At 65.0% G+C, this 1,175-nt stretch carries 1 protein-coding gene; it reads right to left on the reverse strand.

Annotation, left to right across the window (positions count from 1 at the left end):
• Positions 1-1,175: MFS family transporter (locus tag HV796_RS42580; RefSeq protein ID WP_175233597.1), on the reverse strand; the 1,175-nt coding region annotated here is incomplete at both ends.

Genomic DNA, 1,175 nt, shown 5'->3' on the forward strand with positions numbered 1-1,175 from the left:
GCGCACATCGCAGTGACGTACCAGAAGAACGTCGACTCGATGCCCGCCTGCTTGAGCCACAGCGCGACATATTCAGCCGAGCCGCCGAAGATCGCATTGGCCACCGCATACGACAGCCCGACACCCAGCGCGCGCACTTCGGGCGGGAACATCTCGGCCTTGATCAGGCCGCTGATCGATGTATAGAAGCTCACGATCGCGAGCGCCACGATGATGAGCACGAACGCCAGATACGGGCTCGTCACGTCCTTCAGCGCATGCAGCAGCGGCACTGTGCCGAGTGTCGCGAACAGGCCGAACAGCAGCATCGACTGACGCCGCCCGATGCGGTCCGACAGTGCGCCGAACAGCGGCTGCATCAGCATGTAGATGAACAGCGCCGCGGTCATCACGTTGCTCGCGGTCTTCGCGTGCATGCCCGCGGTGTTCACCAGGTACTTCTGCATGTAGGTCGTGAACGTGTAGAAAATCAGTGAGCCGCCGGCGGTGAAGCCGATCACCGTCATGAATGCGCCCTTGTGCTTCCACATGCCGGCGAGCGTGCCCGCGTCGCGGTGCTGACGGTTGGCGGCAGTCGAGGTTTCGTCGAGCGACTTGCGCAGGTACAGCGCAACAAGTGCCGCGATCGCGCCGACCACGAACGGAATGCGCCAGCCCCACGCTTTCAGTTCTTCGGTGGTGAGCGTCTGCTGCAGGATCACGAGCACGAGCAGCGCGCACAGCTGGCCGCCGATCAGCGTCACGTACTGGAATGACGCGAAAAAGCCGCGGCGGCCCTGCAAGGCGACCTCGCTCATGTAGGTTGCGCTGGTGCCGTACTCGCCGCCCACCGACAGCCCCTGGAAAAGCCGCGCGACCAGCAGCAGCGCCGGTGCGAGCACGCCGATCTGCGCGTACGGCGGCAGCACCGCGATCACGAGCGAGCCGCCGCACATCATGAACACCGACACCATCATCGCGAAGCGGCGCCCGCGCTGGTCGGCGAGGCGGCCGAAGAACCAGCCGCCGATCGGGCGCATCAGGAAGCCCGCGGCGAACACGCCGGCGGTGTTGAGCAGCTGCGTGGTGGTGTCGCCCTTCGGGAAGAAGGCCGGCGCGAAGTACAGCGCGCAGAACGAGTAGACGTAGAAATCGAACCACTCGACGAGATTGCCCGACGATGCGCCGACGATGGC

Origin of the sequence: Paraburkholderia humisilvae, from assembly GCF_902859855.1 — a bacterium.
GTDB lineage: Bacteria > Pseudomonadota > Gammaproteobacteria > Burkholderiales > Burkholderiaceae > Paraburkholderia > Paraburkholderia humisilvae.